This window comes from Parabacteroides sp. AF39-10AC (assembly GCF_003635405.1).
Taxonomy (GTDB): Bacteria; Bacteroidota; Bacteroidia; order Bacteroidales; family Tannerellaceae; genus Parabacteroides; species Parabacteroides distasonis.
In genome coordinates, this window is the sequence record NZ_QTLP01000006.1 from 63,491 (window position 1) to 85,470 (window position 21,980).

General features: G+C 49.7%; 18 protein-coding genes. 5 read left to right on the plus strand and 13 right to left on the minus strand.

Annotated elements, in window-relative coordinates; translation table 11 throughout:
- Positions 1-898: 898 nt before the first annotated feature.
- The 13 genes from thrC to atpD form a co-directional block, all read right to left on the minus strand.
- Positions 899-2,212, minus strand: coding sequence for a threonine synthase (gene thrC, locus DW033_RS07150; RefSeq protein ID WP_122144278.1), 1,314 nt, complete (start codon positions 2,210-2,212; stop codon positions 899-901).
- A gap of 3 nt (positions 2,213-2,215) precedes the next feature.
- Entirely contained in the window at positions 2,216-3,424 is a 1,209-nt protein-coding gene (locus DW033_RS07155) for a cofactor-independent phosphoglycerate mutase (RefSeq protein ID WP_122382603.1), read from the minus strand.
- 2 nt (positions 3,425-3,426) lie between these two features.
- Positions 3,427-5,868, minus strand: a complete 2,442-nt coding sequence (gene thrA, locus DW033_RS07160) for a bifunctional aspartate kinase/homoserine dehydrogenase I (RefSeq protein ID WP_057329079.1) — start codon at positions 5,866-5,868, stop codon at positions 3,427-3,429.
- Between the two features lie 282 nt (positions 5,869-6,150).
- The gene (locus DW033_RS07165; protein WP_005865917.1) at positions 6,151-7,116 is read right to left on the minus strand and encodes a DMT family transporter; all 966 of its coding nucleotides are present in this window, start codon (positions 7,114-7,116) and stop codon (positions 6,151-6,153) included.
- Between the two features lie 156 nt (positions 7,117-7,272).
- Positions 7,273-8,136: a F0F1 ATP synthase subunit gamma gene (locus DW033_RS07170; RefSeq protein ID WP_122380995.1), complete on the minus strand. Its 864-nt coding sequence runs from the start codon at positions 8,134-8,136 to the stop codon at positions 7,273-7,275.
- Entirely contained in the window at positions 8,124-9,701 is a 1,578-nt protein-coding gene (gene atpA / locus DW033_RS07175) for a F0F1 ATP synthase subunit alpha (protein WP_005861786.1), read from the minus strand. Before atpA ends, DW033_RS07170 begins: the two co-directional genes overlap by 13 nt.
- A 12-nt stretch (positions 9,702-9,713) precedes the next feature.
- Positions 9,714-10,256 (minus strand): F0F1 ATP synthase subunit delta, encoded by a 543-nt coding sequence (locus tag DW033_RS07180; RefSeq protein ID WP_005865923.1) that lies wholly within the window; start codon positions 10,254-10,256, stop codon positions 9,714-9,716.
- A 3-nt stretch (positions 10,257-10,259) separates the two neighbouring features.
- The gene (gene atpF / locus DW033_RS07185) at positions 10,260-10,760 is read right to left on the minus strand and encodes a F0F1 ATP synthase subunit B (protein WP_005861790.1); all 501 of its coding nucleotides are present in this window, start codon (positions 10,758-10,760) and stop codon (positions 10,260-10,262) included.
- A gap of 14 nt (positions 10,761-10,774) precedes the next feature.
- Complete coding sequence (atpE, locus tag DW033_RS07190) at positions 10,775-11,029, minus strand: ATP synthase F0 subunit C (protein ID WP_005861792.1); 255 nt, start codon at positions 11,027-11,029, stop codon at positions 10,775-10,777.
- Between the two features lie 62 nt (positions 11,030-11,091).
- Complete coding sequence (gene atpB / locus DW033_RS07195) at positions 11,092-12,141, minus strand: F0F1 ATP synthase subunit A (RefSeq protein ID WP_008774074.1); 1,050 nt, start codon at positions 12,139-12,141, stop codon at positions 11,092-11,094.
- Complete coding sequence (locus tag DW033_RS07200) at positions 12,119-12,550, minus strand: hypothetical protein (RefSeq protein WP_008774073.1); 432 nt, start codon at positions 12,548-12,550, stop codon at positions 12,119-12,121. Before DW033_RS07200 ends, atpB begins: the two co-directional genes overlap by 23 nt.
- A 12-nt stretch (positions 12,551-12,562) precedes the next feature.
- Complete coding sequence (gene atpC / locus DW033_RS07205; RefSeq protein ID WP_005861798.1) at positions 12,563-12,796, minus strand: ATP synthase F1 subunit epsilon; 234 nt, start codon at positions 12,794-12,796, stop codon at positions 12,563-12,565.
- Between the two features lie 5 nt (positions 12,797-12,801).
- The gene (gene atpD, locus DW033_RS07210) at positions 12,802-14,319 is read right to left on the minus strand and encodes a F0F1 ATP synthase subunit beta (protein ID WP_048928034.1); all 1,518 of its coding nucleotides are present in this window, start codon (positions 14,317-14,319) and stop codon (positions 12,802-12,804) included.
- A 377-nt stretch (positions 14,320-14,696) separates the two neighbouring features.
- Between atpD and DW033_RS07215 the strand changes: the two genes are divergently transcribed.
- From DW033_RS07215 to DW033_RS07235, 5 genes are all read left to right on the plus strand, one after another.
- A complete protein-coding gene (locus DW033_RS07215; protein ID WP_048928035.1) occupies positions 14,697-15,428 on the plus strand; it encodes a copper homeostasis protein CutC in 732 nt (243 codons plus the stop codon).
- A gap of 167 nt (positions 15,429-15,595) precedes the next feature.
- On the plus strand, positions 15,596-15,976 hold the full coding sequence (locus tag DW033_RS07220) for a hypothetical protein (protein WP_048928036.1): 381 nt from the start codon (positions 15,596-15,598) through the stop codon (positions 15,974-15,976).
- A gap of 89 nt (positions 15,977-16,065) precedes the next feature.
- Positions 16,066-17,229 carry an efflux RND transporter periplasmic adaptor subunit gene (locus DW033_RS07225; protein ID WP_005865934.1) on the plus strand — a complete coding sequence of 388 codons (1,164 nt, stop codon included), beginning with the start codon at positions 16,066-16,068 and terminating at the stop codon, positions 17,227-17,229.
- Positions 17,230-17,234: 5 nt separating this feature from the next.
- On the plus strand, positions 17,235-20,393 hold the full coding sequence (locus tag DW033_RS07230; RefSeq protein ID WP_048928037.1) for an efflux RND transporter permease subunit: 3,159 nt from the start codon (positions 17,235-17,237) through the stop codon (positions 20,391-20,393).
- A complete protein-coding gene (locus DW033_RS07235) occupies positions 20,383-21,825 on the plus strand; it encodes an efflux transporter outer membrane subunit (protein ID WP_008774067.1) in 1,443 nt (480 codons plus the stop codon). Before DW033_RS07230 ends, DW033_RS07235 begins: the two co-directional genes overlap by 11 nt.
- Positions 21,826-21,980: the final 155 nt, after the last annotated feature.

Here is a 21,980-nt window from a genome sequence, read left to right on the forward strand (position 1 = left end):
AGCGGGGAGTGCGAACAAGCTGCCACAACCGCTTTTTAACATGATAAGCGTCGCTTTTTAACGAATATATACGTATCAACCTACACATATGGCTGTATCAACTCACACATATAGCAGTGTCAACCCACACATATAGTTGCGTCAAGCTACACATATAGTGGCGTAAGCCTACACATATATAGGCATCGGCCCTCACATGCGGTAGCGTTGGGCATTATTACCGCCTTACGGCCGTAAAACATGAACTAGGGTGAATTATTTCGGCTGGAACGAAAGGCCGTTTTTCAGCAAACAGCTATCAAACAGAGAATTACTGTTTTTTTCTCTCGAATTTGGAAGCGAGACGCACTTGGGTACGGAATAATCGATTCTCCGGGACTTCAGATTACAAGTTGTCAAAAAGACAAATGGGGCACTTGTATCTATAGTTCCTCTGCCATTTCCCGATAACCATCGGGGGAGAGACGGTTAATGTATATTAAGACTGTCACTCATCTTTTCATCAAGATGGATGAAAATCTCGGTGGATGTGCTTTCTATGTTGACGATATTAAAATACGTAAGAACTGCACTTGGTAGTACTTTCTGAGCTAATGTATAAAGTTTATTCGTTTCCATAGAGCAAAGGTAGAGATTTTAAATAGATGAAAATAATTATCCCCACCAATTATCGACTGATCCTATAAAAACTCTATTTCTCCAATAATTATACATTTGGCTTATAATTAATCGAATTTAATAACATGACTTTTCGGAAGAAAAGCTTGCTTACGGAATTTCTTTTTGAAATTCTCGCCTGTTTTTGTATGTCCTAGGTGATAAAAATGGAAGGTGTGGCAAATTGATATTATCGATATTTGCCACACCTCCCCTTATCACTTGAAAACTATTCTTCTTTTTACCGGCTCATCAAGAAAGATTTGAATCCCTCGAAATCTTTTGCCAGCTCGATGCTTTGCTTGGTTCCTTCCATGAAGGCTTTCAGTTTCGCCGGGATCTCGATATCTGCCTCCAATATCTTATCGACCGTTCCTTTGAATTTGGCGGGATGGGCGGTCTCGAGGAATAGACCCGTCTCGGTCTCGCTTAGGTCGCTGTCTAGTAATCCTTGGTAGCCACAGGCTCCGTGCGGGTCGAGGATATATCCCGTCTCTTTATAGACGGCTCGCATCGTAGAGGCGATTTCCTCGTCCGTATAGCGATGTCCGGAGATCAGTGCGCATATTTCTTTATGGGGATCATTGAATGCGCCGAATAGGTCGATGATACGGGCGAAATTACTCGGATCGCCTACATCCATGGCGTTCGCTAGGGTGGCGACTGATGGGCGGGGTGTATAAGTTCCTGTATTCAGGTATTCCAAGAATACGTCGTTACGGTTGTTTGCCGCTACGAAACGCTTGATAGGGAGCCCCATCCAATAGGCGAACAATCCGGCGGTGATGTTTCCGAAATTACCGCTCGGCACGCAAACGACCAGCTCGTCCGCTTTTCCCAGCTTGTCCAGCTGAGCGTAAGCGTTGAAATAGTAGAACGATTGGGGCAAGAAACGGGCTACGTTGATGGAGTTCGCCGAGGTCAGTTTCATATGACGGTTTAATTCCTCGTCCATAAAGGCGGATTTAACCAGCGCTTGGCAATCGTCGAACGTGCCGTCTATCTCCAATGCCGTGATGTTCTGTCCTAATGTCGTGAACTGGCATTCCTGTATCGGGCTGACCTTTCCCTTGGGATAAAGCACATACACGTGAATGCCCGGAACGCCTAGGAATCCGTTGGCGACGGCGCTTCCCGTATCGCCGGAAGTAGCTACCAATACGTTTACTTGTTTCAATCCCTCTTTCTTTATGAAATAACCGAGTAGACGAGCCATGAAGCGCCCTCCTACATCCTTAAAGGCCAATGTAGGCCCGTGAAATAACTCTAAGCTATAGATATTATCCTTTACGGGTACCACCGGGGTCTCGAAGGAGAGCGTATCTTTTACGATACCGTCCAATACCTTCGGCTCGATGTCTTCCCCGAAGAACATCTGAGCTACCGTGCAGGCGATCTCGTGGAAGGACTGGTTCTTCATGTTGGCTATCACCTCCTCGTCCAAGGAGTCGATATACTCGGGCATATATAATCCCTTATCGCCGGCCAGACCTTTTACGACGGCCTCTTCTAGGCTGGCTACAGGGGCTTGTTTGTTTGTGCTGTAATATTTCATGCTCTAATCGTTTAGAAATTCTTTTATAAATTGATCTTTTTCCAGTATGCCATATTTGCCGTTTGATACGGAGAACTCATCAAATGTGGTAACGGAGTCGGGTTGCTCGCCCGGCTTGTAAATCAGGAATGGAACCGGGGTATTCGTATGCGTACGTATGGAGCAAGGAGTGGGGTGGTCCGGAAGGATAGCGATTGCTACCGGCTCGTCCCATTTTTGCGTTTCCTCGTAGATGATACGTACGGCACGGTTGTCCAGATACTCTATCGTCTTGATCTTTAGGTCTACGTCTCCTTCATGCCCGGCCTCGTCGCTTGCCTCGATATGCAGGTAGACGAAGTCGTTTGTCTTGAGGGCCTCAAGGGCGGCGTGCGCTTTTCCCTCGTAGTTCGTGTCGTATAATCCGGTAGCTCCCTCTACGTGAAGCACCTCGAGGCCGGCGTAAACGCCGATTCCCCGGATGAGATCGACGGCGGAGATCACGGAACCTTTCCCGAAGCCGTACATCTCCCGCATCGTTCGCATGGCCGGACGGTAGCCCGGAGACCAAGGCCAGATACTGTTCGCCGGATCTTTCCCCGCTGCCATACGTTTGAGGTTCACCGGGTGATCCTTTAAGATCTCTTGGGACTTGAGGATTAATTCGTTTAATAAATCGGCGGTCTCTCGTGCTTCCGGAACTTCCGGTTTTATCATTAAAGGCCGGAAAGGATGGAGGGGTACGTCGTGTGGTGGCGTGCAATCCAGACGCTTATCGCCTCCTTTGATTACCAATAGGTGGCGGTAGGAGACACCCGTATAGAACTTGACACGGTCGGAGCCTAATCGCTCGTTCAGGCATTGGATCAACTCGTCCGCTTCCTCCGTGGAGATATGGCCGGAAGAGTGATTCTTCAAGATGTCGCCTTCTACGCAGATTAAGTTACAACGCATCGCCATCTCGCCGGGTTGCAGGGCGACGCCTATACTGGCGGCTTCCAATACACCCCGTCCCTCGTATACGGAGGGCAGGTCATAGCCTAATACCACCATGTTCGCGACCTCGCTACCGGGATGGAAACCATCCGCTACGGTTTTCATCTGCCCGGTTACTCCCAGTTCCGCCAATTTATCCATATAAGGAGTCTTGGCGTATTGCATCGGGGTCTTGCCTCCCAGAGCCTCTATCGGCTCGTCGGCCATTCCATCGCCTAAAATGATAATGTGCTTCATACCTATCGAATATTAGCAATGGATATGATGTCGGCGAATACGCCAGCGGCTGTCACGTCGGCTCCGGCACCATATCCCTTGATGATCATTGGATATTCATGATATCTCTCGGTGGAGATCATGATAATATTGTTGCTGCCCTCCAGTTCATAGAACGGATGGTGGCTGTCTACGGCTTGTAGGCCTACCTCGCAAGCGCCGTTCTCCATCTTCGCCACGAAACGGAAGCGTTTGCCTTCCGCTTCCAGTAGCTGGCGTTTCTCCTCGAAACCGGCATCTGTATCCTTGATATTCTTCCAGAAGTCCTCAAGGGAACCCTCGAAGTACTTTTCCGGGATGAACAGGTTCCGTTTTACGTCGGCTTGCTCCACTGGATAACCGGCCTCACGAGCCAAGATAACCAGCTTACGGATTACGTCTTTGCCGCTAAGGTCGATACGTGGGTCCGGCTCGGCGTATCCGGCTTCCTTTGCCATATGGATCGCCTCGCTGAAAGGAATATCGGCGCTGATCGTATTAAAGATATAATTCAGCGTACCGGAAAGTACGGCCTCCAGTTTCAATATATGGTCGCCGCTATTGATCAAGTCGTTCATCGTATTGATGATCGGGAGGCCGGCGCCTACGTTCGTCTCGAACAAGAACTTGATGTCTCGGTGGCGGGCGGTCTCCTTGAGCTTGGTATAATTATCGTAGGAGGAGGAAGCCGCTTCTTTATTAGCCGCCACGACGGATACGTTATTGTTCATCAACGTCTCGTAAAGAGCCGCTACGTCCGGGCTTGCCGTGCAATCCACGAATACGGAGTTGAAGATATTCATCTTTACGATCTCTTCGCACAGATGCTCCGGGTTGCTCTCTTCCCCGTTCTCCTTCAGCTCCTCCAGATAATTGTCGAGGTTGATCCCTTCCCGGCATAAAAGGGCTTTCTTGGAGTTTGAGATACCTACGACATTCAGCTTCAAACCGTTTTGCCGCATCAGTTTCGGTTGCTGGATGCGTATCTGTTCCAATAAATTGCCGCCTACGGTTCCTACACCGGCGATGAAAAGGTTCAATACCTTATATTCGGATAGGAAAAAAGAGTCATGAATGGAGTTCAACGCCTTGCGAAGGTATTTATGCTTGATAACGAAAGAGATATTCGTCTCGGAAGCGCCTTGGGCGCAAGCGATCACGCTGATGCCCGCACGTCCCAGCGTACCGAACAGCTTCCCGGCGATACCCGGGGTACGTTTCATGTTCTCGCCTACAATAGCGACGGTAGCCAGATCCTTCTCCGCTACGGTATCGTTCATATCACCCTGCGCACGTTCCAAGGCGAACTCGTCGTTCAATACTTGTACGGCCAAATCAGCGTCGGCGTTACGTACGGCGAAAGTCGTATTATTCTCGGAGCTGGCCTGCGATACCATAAATACGCTGATGCCATTCTTGGCGAGCGTCTTAAAGATCCGGTAGTTCACGCCGATCACGCCCACCATACCTAAACCTTGTACCGTGATCAAACAGGTATCGTTGATGGAGGAGATACCCTTGATGATGGCCTTGCCTTCCTCTTTCACCCGCTCTTTCGAAATATAGGTTCCGGGAGCGGTCGGGTTGAAGGTATTCAAGATACGGATCGGGATATTCTTATGATAAACCGGATAGATCGTCGGCGGATAGATTACTTTCGCCCCGAAGTTACACAACTCCATCGCCTCCGTGAAAGTAAGCCGGTCGATTACGTAGGCGGAGCTGATCACACGGGGATCGGCGGTCATGAAACCATCCACGTCTGTCCAGATCTCCAAGGTGTTAGCGTCTAAGGCGGTCGCCAAGATGGAGGCGGTATAATCCGATCCCCCTCGTCCGAGGTTCGTAACCTCTCCGGTTTCCGTGCTGGAAGAGATGAATCCGGGCACCAAGGAAACCTTAGGCAGCGGCGAGAAGGTCTCTTTTATGAGCTTGTTGGTCAAGTCGAAATCCACGATATGCTTGTTGAATTGCTTGACTGTCTTGATATATTTGCGTGAGTCGAACAACTTAGCGTCCTTGATCACGTTCGAGACGATCAAGGAAGATAGGCGCTCGCCATAACTTACGATCGTATCGGATGTCTTGGCGGATAAATCGTTAATCAAATAAACACCTTTGAAAATATTGCTCAATTCATCCAGTAAAGCCATCACTTTCTTCTGGACATCTATGCGTACCTCCTTGTCCTCTATCACTCCCTCGATCACGTCCAGATGGCGGGCGATGATCTCCGATAATTCTTTCTCGTAGGCAAGGTCGCCTTTAGAAGCCATGGTAGAAGTGGCCAGTAATTTATCGGTGATGCCCCCTAAGGCGGAGACAACCACGATTACGGGCTCTTCGATAGCCTCTACTATTTTCTTTACACTTAAGATACTATTCACGGAACCTACGGATGTTCCGCCGAATTTTAATACTTTCATCGATATGTATTTTTAATGGTTCATCGAGGATTGACAATCAAGAAAAGGCTTTTTCATGATTAACAACCGACAATAACCGATTGATTAAACTTATTTATGTAAAAGGAGAAATAAAAAAGGATGCAATACGAGATTGCGACATAGCGTGACGTGGTCTACGCGAATGCTTATTAATAGATTCTAACCCCCCAAGGGGTCATCAATGCCCATGTATAATATGAGGACTCTACACTCATCATTGATTTTGTATGCTACTTATTCTTTTATATTATGGGGGCAATATTACGCATTATTTTTCATATTGCAAGCGTTTTTGTCAAAAGATTGACTATTTTGTTGTTCAAGGTCCGCCCGGCTCTTGCTTTGGGTCACTAAATAGACGCCGGAGAAAACAAGTGCGGCCGATACTAGTTTCGTTACGCTAAAACTATCCTGACCGATGAATACGGCGATAAAGGAAGCTACGATCGGTTGGATATAATTGTACATGCTGACGGTAGTCGGGCGGATTCGCTTTAAGGCCAGCGGTATTAATAAATAGGGTACGAACGTGGCCCCGAATAGCACGAAGAAAATGGCTCCCAGCTCTTGGCCGTCGAAGACCTCTTTATGGAAAGCCGGGGTATTCCAGATGGACTCGATAGCGAAAGGCAGGGTAATCAGCGTGGAGAACAGGAACATCCATTTCATCATCGTGACGGATGAGTACTTGAGTGTTAGTGGCTTGGATACTACCAAATAGATCGAGTACATGAATCCGCTAACCGTAATCAAGAGGTTTCCCCCTAGACTGCTCGCTTGATTGGAACCTTGCGTGGATTGTAGTATTAAGGAGATCGCCCCGCATATACCAAGCAGTACCCCGAACGTTTTCATCCGTGTGATAGGTTCCTTTAGGATCAAGGCCGCCAAGATCATGACAAAGATGGGGACGGCGGTCGCTATGATGGAAGCGTCTACCGGCGACGTGGTATTCAATCCCCAGATAAACAGCCCTTGGTTCAAGCCTACTCCGCAAAGGGCGCAAAGGCATAGAAGTCCCAAGTCCTTCAACGGCACTTTCTCATAGGGAACGAATAGGGAGGTGATCCAGAACATCACGCAAGCGAAGCTCATCCGCATACTGGTTAACGCCTCGGGTTGCACATGCTCGGGGAGTAGATATTTGGATACGGGCATATTAATGGCGAACAGGATGTTGGCCGCTAAAATAAGGAGATGCCCCTTTAGCTTTTCTTGATTCATCATAAGTACGATCCTTGATTGGTATAATATAAATGTATACAGGCTTATGTTTTGGTGAGCAAAGGTCTTACTTTTTTTTGTAAATAAGAAATGATCCGTTAGTAAAGTGTTTTACATACGGATCATTGTCTGTTTAGTCAAGGATGCATCCCGTTTTTATTACGATGAAACGGCCGCTCCTCCCATGATATCCAGCAATTCGTTGGTGATGGCTTGCTGGCGGGTTTTATTATATTGCAAAGTTAATTGTTGGATTAAATCGTTCGCGTTGTCGTTGGCGGTCTGCATAGCCATCATACGGGCGGCGTGCTCGGCGGTCGAGGTGTCGAGTAGGATCGTATAGATGGTTAGGTTCAGCAATTTCGGGAAAAGCCGGTTACGCAACTCTTCCGCCGAGGGCTCAAGGATGTAGTCGGTGGCTGTTTCCGCCGCTTCCGTATCCGAGAGGGAAAGGGGAAGATACGTCTTGTGGGTTACGACTTGTGTCGCCATGTTCTTGAAATGGTGATACAGTAATTCCACCCGGTCCGCTTTACCCGTGACGAACAGCTCCATGAGACGGTTCGCCAAGGATACGGCGCTTTCATAAGACGGCTTTTCGCCGATCGTGACGAAATCAGTGTCGAAGCTATACCCCGCTTTATGAAGCTCATCCGCTATTTTCTTGCCGATAGGGTAGAGGCCTACCTCTATTTGCTGGTTCTTATAAGTCTGGATCGTGGCGGATAACTCTTTCCATATATTGGCATTGAATGTCCCGCATAAACCCGTGCTCGAGGCGAATACGGCGATAGCCACCTTGCTCACCTTACGCTGTTCGGTGTAAGGTGAGTCTAGGTCGCATTCCGCCGAAAGAAGACCGTTTAAGATAGCGGATAGTTTATTAGCATATGTAAGTGTATGCTCGGTTTGCGTCTGGGCATGATGAAGCTTGGCCGACGATACCATTTTCATGGCGGCGGTGATCTTCTGCGTGCTCCGTATAGAGGCGATCCGGACTTTTATTTCTTTCAATGAACCCATAGCTCCTTCGCTGTTTTTTCCAATATGCCTCGTATCTCATCATTGATAACGCCGGTCTTTAAGACATCCAGTACGTCCCGTTGGTGAGAGGTACGTAACTCTTGCAAGAACCTTGCCTCGAACTCATGCACCTTGTCCAATGGAACCTCTTTCAGCAGACCTTGCGTTCCGCAATAAAGGATCGAGATTTGCTCTTCCACCGGCATCGGGCTATATTGAGGCTGTATCAGTAACTGGGTATTCTTCTGCCCCTTATCGATCGTGAAAGCGGTGACGGCATCCATCTCGCCCCCGAACTTGGAGAATGATTCCAATTCACGGAACTGAGCCTGATCGATTTTCAAGGTACCCGCTACCTTTTTCATCGCCTTTAATTGCGCGTTACCGCCTACACGGGAAACAGAGATTCCGACGTTGATAGCCGGGCGGTTCCCTTGGTTGAATAAATCGGTCTCAAGGAATATCTGTCCGTCGGTGATAGAGATCACGTTGGTCGGGATATAAGCCGATACGTCTCCCGCCTGAGTCTCGATGATCGGTAAAGCGGTCAAGGAGCCACCGCCTTTCACCTTGTCTCTCATGCTTTCGGGGAGATCGTTCATCTCACGGGCTACCTCCGGCTGGTTGATGATCTTGGCGGCACGTTCCAATAGGCGGGAGTGCAGGTAAAAGATATCACCCGGGTACGCCTCACGCCCGGAAGGACGGCGAAGGATTAAGGAGACCTCACGGTAGGCGACCGCTTGCTTGGACAGATCGTCGTAGACTACCAAGGCGTGTCGTCCGCTATCCCGGAAGTACTCTCCGATGGCCGCTCCGGCGAACGGGGCGAAATATTGCATGGCTGCCGGGTCGGAGGCGGTCGCGCTTACGACAATCGTATAGTCCATGGCGCCTTTCTCTTGCAAGGTGTTCACCAAGGCCGCTACCGTGGAACCCTTTTGCCCGATCGCCACGTAAATACAGTAAACCGGGTTCCCTGCCTCGTAGTTGCTACGTTGGTTGATGATGGTATCGATAGCGATCGAGGTCTTTCCCGTCTGCCTGTCGCCGATGATCAACTCACGTTGCCCCCTTCCGATAGGGATCATAGCGTCTACGGCCTTGATACCGGTTTGCAAAGGCTCGTTTACCGGCTGACGGAAGATCACGCCCGGAGCCTTGCGCTCAAGCGGCATCTCGCAAGTCTCGCCAAGGATCTCGCCTTTCCCGTCGATCGGGTTTCCCAACGGATCGATCACACGCCCGATCATCCCCTCGCTGACATCGATAGAGGCAATACGGCCCGTGCGTTTTACGGTGTCGCCCTCCTTGATTTGGTCGGTCGGACCTAAAAGGACGGCGCCTACATTATCTTCCTCCAAGTTCATCACGATCGCTTCCATCCCGTTATCGAATTGAAGCAACTCGTTCGCCTCCGCATTATCCAGCCCGTAGATGCGGGCCACGCCGTCACTCACCTGCAATACGGTCCCGACCTCCTCCAGCTTGATGCTGGTATGGATTCCTTCCAATTGCTGGCGCAGGATGGAGGAGACTTCACTCACTTTTATCTGTTCTGTCATACTTCTTCTTTTTTATCTGTTTTCGAGTAGCCCGGTACGGATATCCCGTAGTTGCGTCGCATAGCTGGCGTCTATCCGGTAATTGCCGATGCGTAGGCGGAAGCCCCCGATTAGTTCCGGTTCCACGTGGCCGGAGAACTCGATCGTGCATCCCGTCTCTTTCCGCAGCTTGTCTTGCAGGTGAGACTTGACCGCATCGTCTACCGTTACGGCTGTGTCGAATCGTACCCGGGTAATCTTCTTCTCTTTCCGGTACAAATGGATATAAATGTATGCGATGAAGGGCAGTAGTGTCTCCCGTTTATGGGCTAATACCAGATTGATAAAACGTGTATATAGCTCGCATACCTCGATACCCCCCGCCGCCGTAAGCAATTTCACTTTCTCCGGTACGGAAACGATCGGGTTGCTCAAGGCACCCCTAAGCTCCGGCTCCATCGAGAAGCTGTCCGCCAACATCTTCATATCATCATATACCCGGCTTTCCTGTCCCTTGTCTTTCGCTAGGGAGAAAAGCGCCTTGGCATACCGGGAAGAAATAGTTCCTATATCCATACCTTACGATTTACTAAACGATACCTCATCCAGCAGCCGGTCGATCATCTGTTGTTGTTCCTTATCCCGGCCGATTTTCTCTTTCATTACTTTCTCTGCGATAGCGATAGACAGATCCGCTATCTCCGAGCGGACTTCGCGAATAGCTTTCTCTTTTTCTTCGCGGATACGCCGGGTAGCCTCCTCTATCTGCAGATGTGCCTCGGAGACGGCCTTTTTACGTGCCTCCTCGATGATCCGCTCCTTTTCGGCAAAGGCTTCCTTCAGGACGGCGTTTTGCTTTTCCTTGGCCTCGGCTAGCATCTTCTCGCCCTCGGCTTGGATATGGGCAAGTCGCTCATTCGCCTGACGTGCCGTCTCTAAGGAATTGTCAATGTAAGCTTTCCGTTGTTCGATTGCCTTGACGATCACGGGAAAACCGTATTTGGAAAGGATCACGAAGACAATCCCGAATGAAACGATCATCCAGAATAGAAGCCCTGAATCCGGTGTTAATAAAGACATAGTTTGTTACTTTTTTATTGGAACAACGCTAAGAAACATACGACAATAGCGAACAATGCCACACCTTCTACCAACGCTCCCATAATCAACATCGAGGTACGGATCTCTCCTGCGGCCGACGGCTGGCGTCCAATAGCTTCAACGGCACCTTTACCGATCAATCCGATTCCGATACCTGCACCTATGGCGGCGAATCCCGCTCCTATAGTGGCTCCCATCTTCGCTACGCCCATCCCGGCTGCCGCTTGTAATAAAATAGTCGATAACATAGTGTTTAATTTTAAATTAGTAACCTTAATAATATAATTCTAATACCTTAATTTCTTTGGATTTATTCCCTTACCTTGGCCAATCCGATATAGTTGGCCGACAGCAGGGTGAAAATATAAGCTTGCAAGCAAGCCACTAACAATTCCAGACAGTTCATGAACGCACAGAACAAGACGGATACGATCGTCATACCGAAATTCACGGCTACTCCCATGGTTGCCGTTATGAATATCAAACAGGTTAGCGCCAAGATAATCGTATGGCCCGCCATGATGTTGGCGAACAGACGGATCATCAACGCGAACGGCTTGGTGAATACCCCGAAGAACTCCACGAACGGCATGATCGGCAAGGGCAGTTTCAAGTAGATCGGCGCTTTGGGCCAAAAGATCTCTTTCCAGTACGCTTTCGTGGCGAACAGGTTGACCGCTATAAACGTACAAAGTGCCAATACGCCTGTTACCGCTATATTTCCCGTAATATTAGCGCCTCCCGGGAAAATAGGTATGATTCCGATCAGGTTGTTGATCAAGATAAAGAAAAATACCGTCAGCAAATAGGACGAGAACGGCTTATATTCTTTTCCGATCGCCTCTTTGATCACCCCGTCTTGTATGTAGGAGATGGCCATTTCCATCAATCCGATAAATCCGCCCGGCGCCTCGTTCGGGTGCTTTTTATACCAATGGGCGGTTCGGAGAACGATGAAAAGCAAGAGACCGCAACTGAGGAACAGTCCGCAAACATTCTTGGTCAATGAGAAATCCATCGGGCGAACCTCTTCTCCGGCACTGTTCTTCTCAACAACCTTTCCCGCATGCTCACCTTCCCCGGCGATATAATAATTGTGATGCGTCCGGCCTTGATGTAGATGGGATGACAGGAATAAATCCCATCCTCTTTCCTCGCTTTTTACCAAGATAGGCAGGGGAATCGCAATCTCTTGTCCGTTCCATTCCGTGATATGCCATGTATAGGCGTCTTGAATGTGGGAGAAGACGATATCCTGCACGTCTATCTCGCCGGACGCCGCTTTTGCCGGAGTGAGAAAGCTGAGCCACATCCAGAAAGCGATCCATATGTATTTGTTATCTTTGATTGTACTCATCATCCTTTTCCCTTTTCTCTCTTTTCATTCTTTTCTTTTCAAACAGATATAAAATGTAAGTCTCCAGTCCGAGGTAAATGAAATAGAATAACATCAACGTGAAACCAAATGTCTTTAATTGTTGCCCGACAAACGCCGCGTACATCCATAAGAAGACGAAAGCGAGCGTGAACTTACACAACCGGACTAGCATGTACATGGTTACGGTCACATCTCCGTTTTTCCTTTTTACCCGGTCTAGGAAGAAAGTCATCGCCATGGCCATGACCCAGTAAAAGAAGGGAATGGACGGATACCACGAGAAATAGTGTTCCGGCCAGATGGTATATAATAAACCACCCAATGAAACGCCTATTGCCACGTTGATAAACGTGATCAAACCCATTAACCTCATTTTTAATCTGCCATTCATTGTCGTATGTTTTTATTCGACGCAAACGGATAGGATGTCGTCTTTTACCTCTACGAATCCGCTTTGTATCGTTTGTTCTTGTCTTTTGCCGTTTGCCTCGAACCGGATCGTACCCGCCTTCAACGCTGCTATCAATGGGGCGTGATGAGGCAAGATATCGAATGAACCGGCAACTCCCGGGAATGAGACAGATTCGGTCTCGCCTTCGAAAAGAATGCCGTCCGGTGATACAATTTCCAGTTTCATATCGATTAATTTGCTTGTTCTTTCAGCTGCTTGGCCTTCTCCAAGACATCCTCGATGGTTCCTACGTTTAAGAATGCCTGTTCGGGTATGTCATCCGTTTCCCCGTCCATGATCATCTTGAATCCCCGGATCGTATCCTCTATAGAGACCATGACACCGGGTACGCCAGTGAATTGTTCCGCCACGGAGAAGGGCTGGGACAGAAAACGTTGTACACGGCGGGCCCGGTTGACCGTTAGCCTGTCCTCGTCGGAAAGTTCTTCCATACCGAGGATGGATATGATATCTTGAAGTTCCTTGTTCCGTTGCAGGATTTGTTTTACCCGTTGCGCTGTGTCGTAATGCTCCTTGCCTACGATCAGCGGATCAAGGATGCGGGATGTAGATTCCAGCGGGTCTACGGCCGGATAGATACCGAGTTCCGTGATCTTGCGGCTGAGGACGGTTGTTGCGTCCAAATGCGTAAAGGTAGTCGCCGGAGCCGGGTCCGTCAAGTCATCGGCAGGAACATACACCGCCTGTACGGAGGTGATGGAGCCCTTCTTGGTTGAAGTGATACGCTCTTGCATAGCTCCCATTTCCGTGGCCAATGTCGGTTGGTAACCTACGGCGGAAGGCATACGCCCCAGCAAGGCGGAAACCTCGGAACCGGCTTGGGTGAAACGGAAGATATTATCGATGAAGAATAATATATCTTTTCTTTCTCCCTCAGAGGCTTTGTCACGGAAGGATTCGGCGATCGTCAAACCGGATAAGGCTACGGACGAGCGGGCGCCCGGCGGTTCGTTCATCTGCCCGAATACCAAGGTAGCTTGCGACTTAGCCAATTCATCGTAATCGATCTTCGACAAGTCCCAGTTACCTGCCTCCATACTCTTCTTAAACTCCTCGCCGTATCGGATGACACCGGATTGGATCATTTCACGCAATAGGTCATTTCCTTCACGTGTACGTTCACCCACACCGGCGAAGACGGAGAATCCGTTGTTTTTCTTTGCGATGTTGTTGATCAATTCCATGATCAATACCGTTTTGCCCACTCCGGCTCCTCCGAAAAGTCCGATCTTACCTCCTTTGGCGTAAGGTTCCAATAAATCGATTACTTTAATACCCGTGTACAAGACCTCTTGGGTCGTTGTCAGATCCTCGAATTTAGGAGGCTCACGATGGATGGGAAGAGCCCCGTCTTTAGTAAGCTGGGCCATGCCATCGATAGGGTCGCCGGTGACATTCATTAAACGTCCTTTGACTTGGTCGCCGGTCGGCATGGTGATGGGCATTCCGTATGACACGGCCTCCATGCCTCGTCTCAATCCGTCGGTCGTATCCATCGCTACGGTACGGACGGTGTTTTCCCCGATGTGTTGCTGAACTTCGACGATCAAGATATTTCCGTTCGGACGGGAAATCTCCATGGCGTCGTGGATACGGGGGAGGGTTACTGTTTCTTCTGTCCCATAATCAAAGTGGATATCCACTACCGGGCCGATAACCTGTGAGATATAGCCTTTTATTTCTCCCATAAAGCCTATTTGTTATTTATCTTAACCTATTAAAATGTCGTTGCAATATTACGTTTTATGGCGTTTCGATCCTTGAAAATAGAACTTTTTGTGTCTTTTTGAGATTAGTTAAACTTTAAACTATTTAGCTATAGTTCCGAAATAGACCAATTTGTTTCTTATTTGGACGAATCAGAAAGCTATAGTCAAATTTCTAAGGCATAGATAGATAAGGAGATACGAATTTGCTACCTTTTTGATAGTAAAGGTGACAGTTCTGTTTTATTTTGTTAATCCATAATAGGGGTGTTTTTAATGGTATCGGATAGTTATTTGTGGTTCTGTTGAGCAAGTGGTGATATTTATGTAATTTTGTACGTCAACAATACTAAATAAACATGAAACGAATTATTGAGATATGCGCGAACTCCGCTCAAAGCTGTGTGGAGGCGGAGGCGGGAGGCGCTACCCGTGTAGAGCTTTGCGCCGGGATACCCGAAGGGGGAACTACACCTAGTTATGGAGAGATCAAGACGGCGAAGGCTCTGACTTCCAAGATCGATATCAATGTGATTATCCGTCCGAGAGGCGGTGATTTCTTGTATACGGAAGCCGAGGTGCAATCCATGCTATTGGATATAGAACTGTGCAAGGAGCTAAAAGTGCATGGCGTCGTTTTCGGCTGTCTTACGAAAGACGGGGATATCGATGTACCCTTGATGCGGCGCTTGATCGAGGCGGCAAAACCTCTGTCCGTAACTTGTCATCGTGCTTTCGATGTTTGCCGGGACCCATTCACTGCGTTAGAGCAGCTAATCGAGTTGGGATGCGACCGTATCTTGACCTCCGGCCAGCAATCGGATGCCGTGAAAGGAATCCCCTTGATCGCCGAGCTGGTGAAACGTGCGGACGGACGGATCATCATCATGCCGGGATGTGGCGTACGTGAGAATAATATCGGGAAAATAGAGGCGGAGACAGGAGCGAAAGAGTTTCATACGTCCGCCCGAAGTATCGTATATAGTAAAATGGAATACCGCAATGAAAATGTCCCGATGGGAAGCTGTATCGTCTCCTCCGAATTCGAGACGGTGCAAACGGATCGGGAGAAGGTAAAGGCATATATTTAAGTGCTGGTATAGGCGTGAGCCTGTGTCGGTATTGGTGTAGCCCTACGCCTATACCGGCATCGCCTCATGCCTATACTGGCGTGGGGCGATACCAATACTCGTATGCGGGTGAAATGTTTTTTCTTCCCAAAAAGATTGTTTATCTTTGCGCCTCCATTGGATAAAAGATGCTAAATGTAACAGTGAATAATCGTTTTGGGCTTCACCAGCGTATCATGCTTATGATCATGTTGGTGCTGTTACAGTTTTATTCCATTGGAAGCGATTTCTTTCCGGAGAATATTACCACTACCTCAATGGAAATGGTCGATCAAGAGGCGCCCGATGTATTGTTGGATTTTGACGATAACGCCTCCTTGCGAACGGTACGTCAAGAGCAAGTGCAAATCCGTGCCTTGGAGATCGATTTGATATGGGACCTGTTTACGATTCTGGATTTACATGAATTAATTCATTCCTTGGAACTACGGCAATGCGCCAAGCTTCCTTTATTTTATAACCTACACAAAGCACAGAATTTCGTTTGGTTCTGTTCCTATCTGATTTAGTAGAACTTACCTGTTTCTTATTGTCGCGCATGGGGTGATTCGCCATGTGCTTTTCGTTGTATTCAAATAATTATAAATCTATAAGTTTTATGAGGATAAAATTGTTTTCTAACTATTTACCCTTACTATGCTTAACGGCTTGTGTATGGGTATCTTGTAGCCAAAACCGGGAGAAAAAGTCCGGGAAGAAAGATCATACGCCGGTGATGCGGTTAACCACGACCACGATCGAGGTGCCGCAGTCGTATGTAGCGGATGTACAAGCCGTACAGTTTGTAGAGGTGAAACCTAAAGTGGAAGGATTCGTGGAGGCCGTCCTTGTGGACGAGGGCGAGCACGTGAAGAAAGGGCAGGTGCTTTTCAAGCTTTCCTCGGCGGAATTGTACGAGGAGGTGAAAGAGGCGCAAGCCCATCACAAACAGGCCCAAGCCGAGTTGAAGATGGCGGAGGTAGAGGTAGACCGCATCAAGCGTTTGGTGGAGAAAGATATCATCTCGCCGATCCGTCTGGAGCAGGCGATGGCCGAGGCGGACGTGGCACGCTTGCAGGTGCAACAGGCCAAATCCCGTTTGCAACGTGCGGAGACTAATTTCTCGTACACGACGATCACGGCTCCTTTCGAGGGATACGTGGACCGCATCCCCTTTAAGGTGGGAAGTTTGGTTACGCCGAGCAGCTTATTGACCTCCTTGACGGACGTATCGGATATGTTCGCCTATTTCAAGATCAACGAGAAGGAGTATCTGGAATATAAACGGACGCAGTTGAGCGGTATCGACCAGCCGGAGTATAATAATCTGGAGCTGATCCTTTCCGACCAATCCACCTATCGGTATAAAGGGAAGGTAGAGACCGTGGAGGGCGACTTTGAGCGGGGTACCGGATCGATCGCTTTCCGTGCCCGTTTCGCGAACCCGGAACGTTTGCTGCGACATGGCGTATCCGGTAAGATCCGGATGCTGACCAAGATGGAGAACGTCGTCTTGGTTCCTCAGCAATCCACTTTCGAGATACAGGATTTTACCTATGTATATACGGTAGCGGAAGATGGAAAGGTGAGCGTACGTAGCTTCGAGCCGTTGGCCCGCCACGGTTCTTATTACGTGACACAGGATTTGCCGGACCAGACCGTCATCGTCTACGAGGGTGTTCAGATGATCACGGACGGCATGACTATCAATCCCGATATGGTAGATGGAGCCACGATCCGTCGCCAATTGGAATCGTCTAACGAAATCGAGAATAATAAGTAAGCCCTATGTTTGAAATATTTATCAGACGCCCTATCTTATCGGGCGTGATCTCGGTGGTAATTGTCTTCTTGGGATTGCTGGCGATCAACTCTTTGCCGATCACCCAATTCCCGGATATCGTGCCCCCATCCGTTACCGTTACCGCCCGTTATACTGGAGCGAACGCCGACGTGATGGCGAAAACGGTGGCGACCCCGCTGGAGCGTGCCATCAACGGCGTGCCCGGAATGACCTATATGACCTCTGTTTGTACGAACGACGGTATGTCCTTGACTACGATCTATTTCAAGGTCGGTACCGACCCGGACGTAGCTTCCGTGAATGTGCAGAACCGTGTGACCACCGTGCTGGATGAGCTTCCGGAAGAGGTGATCCGTGCCGGCGTGATTACGGAGAAGGAGGTAAACAGTATGTTGATGTACCTGAACATCATGAGCTCGGATAGTACCCATACGGAGAAATTCGTATATAACTTTGCCGATATCAATATCTTGCGTGAGTTGAAGCGCATCGATGGCGTGGGATTCGTGGAGATCATGGGTAGCCGCGACTATGCGATGCGTGTATGGCTGAACCCGAACCGGTTGGCGGCTTATAATATGTCGCCGCAAGAGGTTACGGAGGCGATCCGCTCGCAGAATATCGAGGCGGCGCCGGGTAAGACGGGTATCAGCTCCGACAAGATCCCGCAGCAATTGCAATACGTCTTGCAGTATAGCGGTAAGTTCAGCACGCCGGAGGAATATGGCGAGATCGTCTTGAAAGCCCTGCCGGACGGTTCCGTGCTTCGCCTGAAAGACGTGGCTACGATCGAGTTTGATTCCGAGGATTATAATATGATCTCCATGACGGACGGAAAGCCCTCGGCCTCTATCATGATCAAGCAGCGTCCGGGCTCGAACGCCCGTGAGGTGATCCAGCAGATCAAGGCGAAGATGGAGGAATTGAAGGAAACGACGTTTGCTCCGGGTATGGAATATAATATCTCGTACGACGTATCCCGTTTCTTGGACGCTTCCATATCGGTCGTGCTCAAGACCTTGCTGGAGGCGTTTATCTTGGTATTTATCGTGGTGTATCTTTTCTTGCAGGATTTCCGGTCTACGCTGATACCCGCTATCGCCGTTCCGGTATCGTTGATCGGTACGTTCTTCTTTATGCAGATGCTGGGTTTCTCAATCAATATGCTGACTTTGTTTGCCTTGGTGCTCGCTATCGGTATCGTGGTGGATAACGCGATTGTGGTGGTAGAGGCGGTCCACGTGAAGATGCACAACGAGAAGCTGCCCCCGTTGAAGGCGACGAAAAAGGCGATCGGTGAGATCGGAGGGGCGATTATCGCTATTACGCTGGTGATGTCCGCCGTGTTTATCCCGGTCGGTTTCATGGATGGAACGGTGGGTATCTTCTATCGCCAGTTCTCGTTGACGCTTGCCGTGGCGATCGTGATCTCCGGCGTGAACGCCTTGACGTTGTCTCCGGCTCTTTGCGCCTTGTTGCTGAAACCGGTATCCCACTCGAAGAAGAAAAAGAAAAATCTGCTGGCTCGTTTCTTTGATGGGTTCAATAGCCGTTATGATTTCTTGGAGCGTCGTTACCGCTTGAATTTAAGATGGTTCTTGAACCGTCGGATGCTGACGTACGCAACCTTGATCCTTTTCTGTCTGGCCACGTGGGGCATGACGTTCGTGTTGCCTTCCGGCTTTATCCCGAACGAGGACCAAGGTATGATCTATGTGAACGTAGACGCACCTCCCGGAGCTACCTTGGAGCGTTCGGAAGCTGCCTTGAACAAGGTGCAAGCGGCTTTGTTGCCGTTGGAAGAGGTGGAGACGATCTCTACCTTGGCCGGCTATAGCTTGATGACCGAGACGGAGGGTGCCAGCTTCGGTATGGGTATGATTAACCTAACCCCTTGGGATCAACGGGAGCAGACGGCGGCGGAGTTGATGAGTGTGTATGCCGATCGTGTCGCCCATATCAAGGATGCGGACATCCAGTTCTTCCTGCCGCCTACGGTTCCGGGATTCGGTAACGCGAGCGGTTTCGAGCTTCGTCTGCAAGATAAGACCGCCGGTACGTTCGCCGAGCTGGATGAGGTCGCCAAGAACTTCGTGGCGAAGCTGAACGCGGATCCTCGCCTGACCGGTGTCACTTCCGGCTTCAACCCGAATTTCCCGCAATATCTGCTCCGGGTGGATTTGGCGAAGGCGGCCAAGCTAGGCATCAACGTGAACGAGTCCATGGAGACCTTGCAATCCTATGTAGGTAGCTTCTACTCCTCCAACTTCGTCCGTTTCGGCCAGATGTACAAGGTCATGTTGCAAGCGGCTCCGGAGTATCGTATGAATCCGGAGGATTTGTTCAGCCTGTATGCTAAGAATAAGGAGGGGAATATGGTGCCTTACTCCAACTTCATGACGATGGAGCGTGTGTACGGCCCGAGCCAGATTACCCGTTACAACCTGTTTACCTCGGCCATGATTACCGGCGAGGCCGCCCCGGGTGTCAGCTCGGGTGAGGCGTTGGCGGCTGTCGAGGAGATCGCCGCCGAGGTATTGCCCCGTGGTTATGATACGGAATGGTCCGGCGTGGCGAAGGAAGAGAAAGAGTCCGGCGGGCAAACGTTGGTGATCTTCGCTATTTGTTTGGCGTTCGTCTATCTGTTGCTTGCCGCCCAATACGAGAGCTTATTGCTTCCGCTTCCAGTCATCCTGTCGCTTCCGGCGGGTGTGTTCGGCTCGTTCTTCTTGCTGTACGTGGTAGGTCTGGAGAATAACATCTACGCGCAGGTGGCGTTGGTGATGTTGATCGGTTTGCTGGGAAAGAACGCGATCTTGATTATCGAGGTGGCGAACCAGTGCCGTAAGGAAGGTATCAGCGTGATGGGGGCCGCTATTCAAGGGGCTACCAGTCGTTTGCGCCCGATCTTGATGACCTCCTTCGCTTTTATCAGTGGCTTGATTCCGTTGACGATCGCCTCGGGAGCCGGTGCCTTGGGGAACCGTTCGATCGGTACGGCGGCGGCCGGAGGTATGTTGATCGGTACGTTTGTCGGTATCTTCTTGATCCCGGGGCTTTACGTGATCTTCGAGTCGCTGGCTACTTATTTTAAAAAGAGAAAAGAGGAAGAGCAAATTAAAGAAGACGAGTATGTGTATTAATAAGATGAGATATATAATGATAGGCTGCGCCTTGGCTCTGATTGCTTTGGCCGGTTGTAAGACTCCCGAGCTATCGATGGACGAGCGGATCTCGCTTCCGGAATCCGGCGAGATGGGAATGAACGACACTACGTTCGTGAAACCGCTGTCGTGGGATGTCTTTTTCCAAGATACCTTATTGCGAGGCTATGTGGATGTGGCTTTACGCAATAACCATTCCTTCCGGCAGAGCATGGAGCGCATCGCCATGAGCCGTGCGGCCTTGCAACGGGCGAAAGGGCTTTTGCTGCCGGACGTGAATTTGAACATCGGAGCCTCCGTGAACCGTTTCGGTGAATATACGATGGATGGTGTGGGGAATAGCGAGACGAACGTGCCTTCTTTGCCAAAGGATAAGCATATACCGGACCCTTACCGGGATTTCGGCTTGAGCTTGAGCTTTCAATGGGAAGCGGATATCTGGGGCAAACTGACCCGGAAGAAGCAGGCCGCCGCCGCTCGCTGGATGGCTTCCGTGGAGGCTACCCGTTTTGCCCAGTCGATGTTGATCTCCGATTTGGCGATTCAATATTATGAGTTGATCGGCTTGGACCGGCGTAAGGAGGTGTTGCGGAATGCGCTGGCCAGTGCCCGTCGTTCCCATGAGCTGACCCGCCAGTTGAAGAAGGAAGGGGCGGAGACGCAGTTGGCGGTCGATCAGTTTTATGCCCGTGTGTTGTCGATCGAGAGTAAGTTGCTGGAAAACGATCAGTTGATCGGTGAGAAGGAGCGGGCGATCGCCTGCCTGTTGGGTGTTTTCCCCTTCGAGATTCGCCGGATGGGATTCGATGAGTTGCGTAAGTTGCCGGTTCCCTTGTCGGAAGGGATTCCGGCGAACCTCTTGACATTGCGTCCGGATGTACGTTCCGCCGAGATGGGGTTGATCGCCTCCAAGGCGGATGTGATAGCGGCGAAGGCGGCTTTTTATCCCTCGTTGGTGCTTGGCGCCAGTGGTGGTTTCAATGCGTTTGATGTGGGTAAGTGGTTTCATTCGCCGGCCTCTTTGGTGTACGACTTGGCGGCGGGTATCACGGCTCCTATCTTCCGTCGCAATGAGATCCGTTCGATGTGGAACGAGGCGAAGGCTTCCCAGCGTATCGCTTTATCCCAATACCACGAGACCGCTTTGAACGCTTACACCGAGGTGCTCGATCTCTATTGCGCCAGCCAGACCCAAACGGAGCGTATCCGCTTGAAAGAGAAAGAATCCCTTGCCCACCAACGTTCCGTGGTGAATGCTGGTGAGATGTTCCAATTAAGCTATACCGGTTTCTTGGAGGTTCTTTCCGCCGAGGAGCGTTATCTGGATAGCGAGCTGGAGCATATCGATATCGTCACCGATTTATGCCGGAAGAAGATATTGCTATACCGGGCGTTGGGAGGCGGTTGTTGATTTTTATCGTGACGCTATTGTTATTGTACTGCAACCCGCATTGCAGTGTTACTGCACGTGGGTTGCAGTAGCGCTGCACGTGCGTCGCGGTAATACTGCAAAACGGGGTGCAGTGAGTACTTGATATCGTATGCCTTCGGCTTCGTTGCGATAAA